This window comes from Acinetobacter sp. ANC 3781, from assembly GCF_004331285.1.
Lineage (GTDB): Bacteria > Pseudomonadota > Gammaproteobacteria > Pseudomonadales > Moraxellaceae > Acinetobacter.
The window spans coordinates 1-8,936 of sequence record NZ_SJOH01000037.1; the positions used below are offsets into that span (position 1 = coordinate 1).

General features: G+C 39.1%; 7 protein-coding genes. 1 reads left to right on the forward strand and 6 read right to left on the reverse strand.

All coding sequences use genetic code 11. The features are described 5' to 3' along the window. Positions 1 to 230 precede the first annotated feature (230 nt). Positions 231 to 1,229 (forward strand): AraC family transcriptional regulator, encoded by a 999-nt coding sequence (locus E0H89_RS16270; protein ID WP_131218561.1) that lies wholly within the window; start codon positions 231 to 233, stop codon positions 1,227 to 1,229. Between the two features lie 60 nt (positions 1,230 to 1,289). On the opposite strand, the gene E0H89_RS16275 is transcribed toward E0H89_RS16270, so the two are convergent. The 6 genes from E0H89_RS16275 to antA all read right to left on the reverse strand — a co-directional run bounded on the left by E0H89_RS16275 (position 1,290) and on the right by antA (position 8,364). Then, positions 1,290 to 2,633: an MFS transporter gene (locus E0H89_RS16275; RefSeq protein ID WP_131218563.1), complete on the reverse strand. Its 1,344-nt coding sequence runs from the start codon at positions 2,631 to 2,633 to the stop codon at positions 1,290 to 1,292. A 19-nt stretch (positions 2,634 to 2,652) separates the two neighbouring features. Then, the gene (locus E0H89_RS16280) at positions 2,653 to 3,909 is read right to left on the reverse strand and encodes an OprD family outer membrane porin (RefSeq protein ID WP_131218565.1); all 1,257 of its coding nucleotides are present in this window, start codon (positions 3,907 to 3,909) and stop codon (positions 2,653 to 2,655) included. 475 nt (positions 3,910 to 4,384) lie between these two features. After that, entirely contained in the window at positions 4,385 to 5,305 is a 921-nt protein-coding gene (gene catA, locus E0H89_RS16285) for a catechol 1,2-dioxygenase (protein ID WP_131218567.1), read from the reverse strand. A gap of 106 nt (positions 5,306 to 5,411) precedes the next feature. Beyond that, complete coding sequence (gene antC / locus E0H89_RS16290) at positions 5,412 to 6,443, reverse strand: anthranilate 1,2-dioxygenase electron transfer component AntC (RefSeq protein ID WP_131218569.1); 1,032 nt, start codon at positions 6,441 to 6,443, stop codon at positions 5,412 to 5,414. A gap of 11 nt (positions 6,444 to 6,454) precedes the next feature. Further along, positions 6,455 to 6,946, reverse strand: coding sequence for an anthranilate 1,2-dioxygenase small subunit (gene antB / locus E0H89_RS16295; RefSeq protein WP_131218571.1), 492 nt, complete (start codon positions 6,944 to 6,946; stop codon positions 6,455 to 6,457). A gap of 2 nt (positions 6,947 to 6,948) precedes the next feature. After that, positions 6,949 to 8,364: an anthranilate 1,2-dioxygenase large subunit gene (gene antA, locus E0H89_RS16300; protein WP_131218573.1), complete on the reverse strand. Its 1,416-nt coding sequence runs from the start codon at positions 8,362 to 8,364 to the stop codon at positions 6,949 to 6,951. Between the last annotated feature and the right edge of the window lie 572 nt (positions 8,365 to 8,936).

The following is an 8,936-nucleotide window of genomic DNA, read 5'->3' on the forward strand; positions in this document are numbered from 1 at the left end:
AGATAGTTTTAATTTAAAAAAGATGAAAAATAATTTTTATAATAAATGTAGATTATCCCCCTGATTTTAATGGTTATAGAATAGGTGGTTTTACCAAATAATAAATTTAATAATAATTTACAGGGATAAATTGATTTCAAAAAATCTAAAAAATGAGATAAATCTATTCAATATGAGTGTTTAGCTGATATATTGGGACAGATAATAAATTTTAGCTAGGTGAAAATGGAATGCAATCACTAAGCCAACGAGATATTGAATTAAATCACTATTCTAGTAAAGCCGATTTTGCTCAAAACTTGATGTCAAGCATTTGTGGTGAACATCGTTTGGATACCAGTTGTCGGGATACTTTGAATTTTCATTATGATGGCATGCGCTTACCCAATAAACGAATGACGATTGGTACTATTTCTTATGGGGCTAATGTTGCAATTAATACCTCCAATCTTAAAGCCTATAGCATTAGTCTCCCCTTGAAGGGAAAACAAATTTTGAATATGCGCGGGGAACGCTATTTATCAGATGAAAAAAATGGTTTGATCCTCTCCAATGCAGATTTACAAGATTTAACTATTGATAAAGATTGCAAGAAGCTACAAGTGGTGGTTCCTGAACAAAGCTTACAAATCGTTTTAGCTGATTTACTTCATCAACCCGTGGAAAAACCGGTCATTTTTAATCCGGAAATGCATTTTGACTCAGAACATTTAATTACCGCCTGGTGGAAGAATATTCAGAATTTCTTGCAGTTTAAATCACAATATACCGGGTTTTATGGATTACCTTTACTGGCTGAAGATTATGAAAATTTTATAATTAAAGCTTTGTTGTTGTCTCAAGAAAATAATTACTCAGAACAGCTTAAACAATTATCTACTCAATCCCAGCCTGCCTATATCCAAAGAATACATAAATTTATTCTTACCCATGCTCAAGAAGAGATTTGTGCCGATCATTTACAAGACTTGGCAGGAGTTTCAAAATCAAAATTATATGAAGAGTTTCAGTATTATTATGGAACTAGTCCGATGGCGTATTTAAAAAAATATCGGTTACAGCAAATTTATAAAGTGTTGAGTGCATCTGGACTCAATCGAAAAATATCGATTTCACAATTGGCTTCTCAATGGGGATTCAATCATTTAAGCCGATTTTCTCAAGAGTATCGTGAGGAATTTGGTGAAAAGCCGAGTGAAACTAAAAACAAATTTATCGATATCAATTGATATCTTAAAAACAAAAATAAAGAACCTAATTTAAATTAGGTTCTTTATTTTCAAATTAGCCTAAGCTAATTCTTCAATTTTAGATTGATTCTGTTGTTTAGATTTTTCGCTCAGCACTTTTAAACTTAGGGCAATAAATGAAACAAAAGTAGGGATCGCCAGAATATAAAATAATCCACTTAAACTTAGGTCAAATGTGAAAATTAGGGATCCAAAGAAAGCCCCTAAAATTGCGCCAATTCGGCCAATTCCATGCATCCATGACACGCCTACCGCTCGACAGGTGGAAGGATAGGAAATAGCGGCTAAAGGCAGTAAGGAAGATTGGGCGCCTGCCAGCAAAGCACCAATTAAGAAGATGGTAATGCCAAAAAACAACACATCGGAACTTAGAAAGCCCGCTACAATAAACAAGCCGAAAGCAATCAAATAAGAATAACGAATCACTTTGGTTGGGTTGGTTTTATCCATATACCAGCCCATAATAGTGGCACCGATTACGCCACCAAAAGGGAATATAGCGGCAATTAAGCTAAATTGCTGAGTGGTGAAACCTGCGGTCTTTAAAATGGTTGGCATCCAACTGGTTAAAAGGTAAAAAACCAGTAAGCTCATGAAACAGCAAAGCCACAACATACTTGAGCTGACTAAATATTTACCCAGCACTTGTTTAACCGGGCTCTGGGTAGATTCAACCTCAGTTTGAGCAAGTTTGAGGGTCACTGCTTCGGTAAAAGGTTTACCTTGAATGGTTTCTAAAATACGCTGTGCTTTTAGAGATTGATTATTTTTAATTAAATATTGGGTAGATTCGGGTAACTTAAGAACCAGTATAATGACCAGAATAAGTGGAATAACGCCCCCAATAATAATCACTTTAGCCCAACCCAGATTTTCCAATAGATAAGCAGATAACAGCCCGCCACATGAAATCCCGAGCATAAAGCCACAACCTGCTAGTCCGGTTAAAAATGCCTTACGTTTCGCAGGCATATACTCTGAAACAATGGTACTGATATTCGGCATGGCAGCCCCTAAGCCAATACCGGTAATGAATCGATAAATCATCAATTCCTGTGTAGAAGTAGCAAAGCCACAAAGTACGGTAAATGTAGCGAAAAGCAGGGTAGTGAATGTAATGACTTTTTTGCGCCCAAATTTATCGGCAAGTGGGCCAGACAGAATTGCGCCAATTGACATCCCCACTAAAGCTGCACTGAGTACGGGTGCAAGTTGAGGTTTGCTTATGCCCCAATCATCCAGCAACGCAGGCGCAATAAAACCGATAATACCAGTATCTAATCCATCACAAAAAAATACTAAGAAGCCCAGTGCAAACACCAGCCATTGTAACGGTGATAGTTTTTCGCGGTCTATCACCGTATTAATCTCAATTGTTTTCATCTTTAATCCTTTAAAAATTTTAGAATTTTTTAGTGTAATTTACGAAAAAGCGATTTTCAGTAAAATCAGTACCATGCTTAACGTTGTAGTCGATTAACAGGTATTGCAAAGCCAGTCCTTTAAGATAGGGCTGTTGAAATGCATAGTTGCCAATGAAATTGGCTTCACTTTCTTTATTTTCGCGACCATCAGCGGCCTTGAAATTGTCTCCATACACATATTTAACTGTGGTATTTAGCCCCGGAATATAATCTTTAAAATCATAACTGTAGATGAAGTGATAAGACTTCTCATCTTGTTTAAAGAAACCTGTCGCATTCCAGTTAATAAAATAAGGTTCTGGTAAAAAACCATCAGGCAAAGGATAGGCAGACTCACCAATAATCTGCTGATACCCCAGCCCGATACTGTGATTGCTGATTTTTACAGTTTCAAGCAAACCAATATTTTGCGCATCAATATTTAATTGGTCGTTGTCCTCTTGCGCATTAAAATATTTTAGTCTTGAATTTAAAGAGAAATCATCGCCTTTCCAGTTATGCTCAATTCCTAAGTAATGTTTATTATAAAGATTGTCCAAATTACCAAAATAATATTCCGTCTTTAAATTGGGTAAAATTTGATAGCGCAAATCAATATAATTCAGACCATCAGAATAGGTAGTGATTCCTTTGGCGGTATAAGAGAACTTACGAAAATCTTCTTCATTTCTCGGAGACAATTTAGTGACATGTCCGAGCTCAAGTTGCAATTGATCACTGAGTTGTGAACGTAAATTTCCACCCCAATAAGAGGTCAGCAATTGGCGGCTGCCATCGACAGTAGTCAAAGGAAGATCCAGCCAAAGCTCGCCTAAGCTCAGCAAAGTATTTTGGTAGCCTAATTTAAGTGTGGCGCCATATTTTAAATAGTCGGCAGCTTGTGATTGAGTTGCCGAATCAAAAGGCAGAATAGCGTCGGGTACATGTTTATCCGAACTCAGACGAACTGCATATTGGGTTGAAGCATTGGCTCCTATTGTAATTGGACTTCCTGCAATGCTCAGCGGAGTGTCTTTCATTTTAGAGGTATAAAACAGTGATGCTGCCTGAGACCAACTGCCGATATCTTTTACGGCCGAAGAGTCAAAATCGCGTTCAATATAGGCATTTTTGAGGGTAAATTTCCATTCTTGCTCTACTGCCTGCGCCTGAACAGATAAGCTAATTCCGCTTAAAATACTCAATAACAAAAATGATTTTTTTGATTCTATTTTTGACCCTGTCCGATCTGTCATCTCATACCTTCCTTTGAGAAATTGCTTATTTTCTGTTTGTCATTCATTAAGGTTAAAAACTATTCCATAGTTTTGATTGAACTCTTTTTAGCCGCTTTAAACTATCCAGAAATTCCTGAAAATCATCCATTTTTTCCAAATTGGATGAATAGCCGTTCGATCTAGACGACTGAAATAACGATTTGAATTTGGATGATTTATTTAAAGGTTTTATTCGGGATTTTTGGTCAAATAATCAAATGAGAAGACTGTTAGCTTTCATTCATACATCAATCTGCTGTAATAAAAATATGCTTGGGCATAGCCTTGATTTATGAATAATAGAACAACAAATGGTGCGAAAATCACTCATTTTTGACGATTTTTAGAGAAATAATGATGAGTAGAGAGGGAGTTAAAATGCAGCTTTTTCGAATGAAAATATCCTTGAACCCAGATAAATCAGTAGTTCAAGGATAGTTTTAGCAAAAGAAGCTTATGCACATAAGCGACGGCGTTCAACTTCTGCTGAAGGTGCCGCAACACTGTCTTTGACCAGTACAATATTAAATGTAATGTGTTTAAACGGTTTATCTAAACCATAACGTTCAATTTCGCTTGGATCGGTAATGTCTACTGCGGTTGCAACCAAACCATCACGTGTTGCGAAAGCAAAGTCATCCCATAAATATTGATCACCTTCAATATTAAACTGGGTGGTGAGCTTACGGAAATCGGGGGCAGAGGCAAAGTAATGGACATGCGATGGGCGATTACCATGACGACCTAACTTGTTCAGCAAGGCTTGAGTGGTACCCTCCGGAGGACAACCATAACCAACCGGCATCGTAGTTAAAGCCGTATATTTGCCATCTTTATCGGCAAAAATTGTACGGCGCAAATTGAATTCGGATTGAGCTTTATCAAAGAAAGAATAGTTTCCTAAACTGTTTGCATGCCATATTTCGACTTTGGCATTTTCAATCAGGTTGCCTTCTGTATCGGTTACTGTACCTTCGATGATGAGGGTATCAATTTGATCAGATTCAGAGCCATCATCCATACGTGCAAAACCTACAGATTCAGGTGCACCCGCTACATACAGAGGGCCTTCAATGGTACGTGGCGTGCCTCCAGTGATGCCTGCTTTAAGATCAGTTTCATCGGCACGTAAATCCAGAAAATGTTCCAGCCCCAATCCTGCCGCGAGTAAACCCAGTTCATTGGCTTGACCTGCATCGGTAAAATACTCTAATCCTTTCCACACTTCAGAAGGCTGAATATCGAGTTCATCAATGGCTTGAAATAAATCAGTCACTAAACGTACAACAATTTCTTGTACTCGTGGGTCTACCGGGCCGGTTGCTGTGTCTACATTCATTTGTTTGACTAAGGCACTTATTTGTTCGCGGTTCATACTAGGTTCCTTAAGTATATTGTTTTAGAGTTATTTAAAACTGCGCATATCATGCTGAATAGTTTCAGTACTACAAAATTTAAGCCTTGAATGACAAGGCTTGTTGTTAAAGACGACTGGTATTGCTTTGCAAGAATTTTTCACTATAAATACGATAGTTTTGCAAAGCCTGATCACCTAACCAGCTTTTCACTGCTTCAATCATTGGAGGCGGGCCACACAAGTACATATCGAAAGCTTGTTCTGCCAGTTGATCTTTATTTAAATGATCCTGAATGAAACCTGTTTTACCTGTCCAGTTGTCCGAAGCTTGGCTAATAATCGGTTGATAATTAAAATTAGGCATCCGTTCGGTATAGGCATGTAAACGTTGTTGTTCACACAAATCGGCTTCTTGGCTTACGCCATAATACAGATGCACTGCTGGGGCATTGGGCTGTTCAGCGATATTATCCAGCATCCCTAAAAAGGCAGATAATCCTGTACCACCGGCAATAAACACCAAGGGACGCTCGACTTCGCGCAAGTAGAAACTACCCAACGGGGCTTCCATGTAAATGGTCTGTCCGACTTCACAGCGTTCACGCAAGTAATTACTCATTACACCGTTTGGCAGTAGGCGAATTAAGAATTGCAGCTGGTTGGTTGCATTAGGCCGGTTGGCAAAAGAATACGAACGCCAGTCCTCAGAATTTGGAATTTGCAGACGTGCATATTGACCGGGTAAAAAGTGCAAAGGTTGCTTATAACTGCTGGCATCCACATGCAAAATGGCTGTGGTTTCAGAAACCAGTTCTACCGCAGTCACGGTGGTGGCAATTTTTAAAGACTCGCCGGCATTACAAATATCTGAATTATGATCGAAATAAAATGCAGCATTGGATTTCACTCGGGTTTGGCAGGCCAATATTTTACGCTCTGCCAAATCACCTTCACTGAGTGCCTCTTCATCGACATATTCCTGTTCATAAGCCCCACTTTCGCACTGGCCCTGACAGGTTCCACATACCCCTTCACGACAATCTAGAGGTAGTGTAATCCCTTGACGAATGGCTGCATTGAGCAGCAATTCGTCCTCATGTACAGAAATGAAAAAGGTTTTACCATCAGCGAAATTGAGCGCCACTGAATGAGTCATACAATTGATCCTTAAACGTGATAAAAGTCTAAGACCGAGTCAATTTTGTCATTCAGTAACACTGTATGTTGACGACGGATGCGGAAGCTATCTTCAGCTTTGCGTAAGGTATAAGTGGCATGGCCATAGAAACTGCCTTCCAATCCTTGACGGTTATACAAGGTATGCCACGCTACTTTTGCTTCAATTAAGCCATCATCCAGTTCTTTCACACGAACATTCTTAATCATGTGCAAAGTGCGCGGTAAAGGGGTGGCAGAAGCTGCCTTACCGGTACGGATACGAAAAATTCGGTCTTCCAATCCTGTACGGTCTTCATAATAAATATAGGACAGGCCCTGATTGGGGTCCTGGATATAGTTATGATCATCGATCCACTGCGGAATATGGTATTCACTATCTTCATCATACAGATCCAGATAAGCGTCCCAATCATAGGTGTCACAGAGTTCAGCTTTTTTAATGAGAAACTGAGAAACAGCGAAGTTAAGTTCAGCAGTCATGATTACACCTCTTCCTTGACAATATCTTGCTCAAAAGTCACATCTTGCATTTTTAAGGCTTTTTTATTTAAGCCATTGAGCATTAAGCGTTGCCATTGACCGTGTTGGTTGACATATAGGCCTTCATGGGTAAATTCACGTCCTGTAATGACTGGCTTAATATTTAAATCCTGAGCATTTTGGGTGGTGCCATATTCCCAGGTATGGTGACCTCGAGAAATATCGCTCCAGCGTTCAAGTCGTGCTTGGAAGCCTTTTTGTTGTTCACGGAATTCCACGAGGTCATCTGGCGTGCCTAAACCTGACACGTTAAAAAAGTCTTCAAACTGGCGAATACGGTTACGGCGTGCTTCGGCAGACTCACCTTTAACTCCAATACATTGACTAATAACTTCTGTTTTATTCCAAGCGACAGGACGGATAATGCGTAATTGCGAACTGATTTGATCCATAAAAAACAGGCTAGGGTACAAATTCAGGTTTCTTAAACGATGCATGGCCCATTCCGCACGTTTTTCCCCATATTTTTCTAAAAGGTATGGCATTACAGTGCTATAACCTGGACGGACTGTTGGATTGGGCATATCACTGAACAATACACTATGACCATTTTTAAAGCTGAACCAGCCATCATCAGTTGCAGAATCACCGGCGCCTAATTTGCTGTAATCCAGCGTATCTAAATCAGCACCTTTTTCAATATTCACTTGCTGGCGATGCTGAACAGTCGATACATAGTTATAGTGCACCGTACTAACGTGATAACCGTCTAGACCATTTTCATTTTGGAGTTTCCAGTTACCTGCAAAAGTATAGGCGGACTTACCTTGTAATACTTCAAGCTCACCTGTAGGTGACTGGTCAACCATTAAATCAAGGAAGATTTTGGCATCACCCAAGAAATCTTCTAAAGAATCTGTCGCCTGACTGTCTAAGCTGACAAATACGAAACCGCGATAACTAGAAATGCGACCTTGTTTGAGACCACGCGTGGTTTTATCGAAGTGTTCGCAATATTCACCCGGCGCTTTGACTTTAATCAAGCGGCCATCTGATTTATAGGTCCATGCATGGAAAGGACAAGTAAACGTGGCTTGGTTTCCTTTGCTAACACGGGTCAGGGTAGCACCTCGGTGTTCACACGCATTAACCATGGCATGAAGTTCACCATTACTATCACGGCTGATAATCAGGGGTTGGCGGCCAATTTGAACCGTCACAAAATCGTTATTATTTGGAATTTCACTTTCATGACAGGCATAAATCCAGACTTTTTCAAAGATCTGCTCCATCTCCAAGTCAAACAGTTCAGCTTCAGTGAACATTTCTCGAGCAATACGATAAACGCCATCATGTGGGCGAAAATCAATACAGTTCTTAACGAAGTCTTGCCATTCAGTAATGCTGCGTGAGGTCATTGTTGTATCCTCTATTCCATTAGGGTCTTTCCCTCATTGAAGCGAAATTTATCCTTCGCAGCTATCCGAATTCTCCAGATCTTTATCCATTTTTTAGTGTTCTACATACTTATCTTTTATATAGTGAATAGCCATTGGTTTTATCGACACTTCTTAGATAGATAAAAGGACTCATTAACAAACTGCCTAGTGGAGCACTTCTAATAATCGAAAGTCTTCAAAAGAATGCACAGTTTTAGAAGTGCTAGGCTCTGAAATGCCCTAAGGTCTAGCAACATGAAATAGGGTTCAGTATTTCTACCAATTTCTCAGACAGTGAAGAATCTGATCTTTTAAACCTAATTTAAGCGATCTGCTTTTAGGGAAAATGCACTTTTTCAGGGGCTCAACCATTCAACCATCAGAAGTCCATATAGTGGCTAAAATAAGGATGAGTAAGTTTGTTTAAATCGATGCAGTTTATGAGAATTATGCAGAAATATTACAAATATGCGATTCAGACAGTTTTAAAAAAAAAGACCCCTATATGTTTATTTATAAAATCCTTTTATTTAAATTATTTTGAATATATA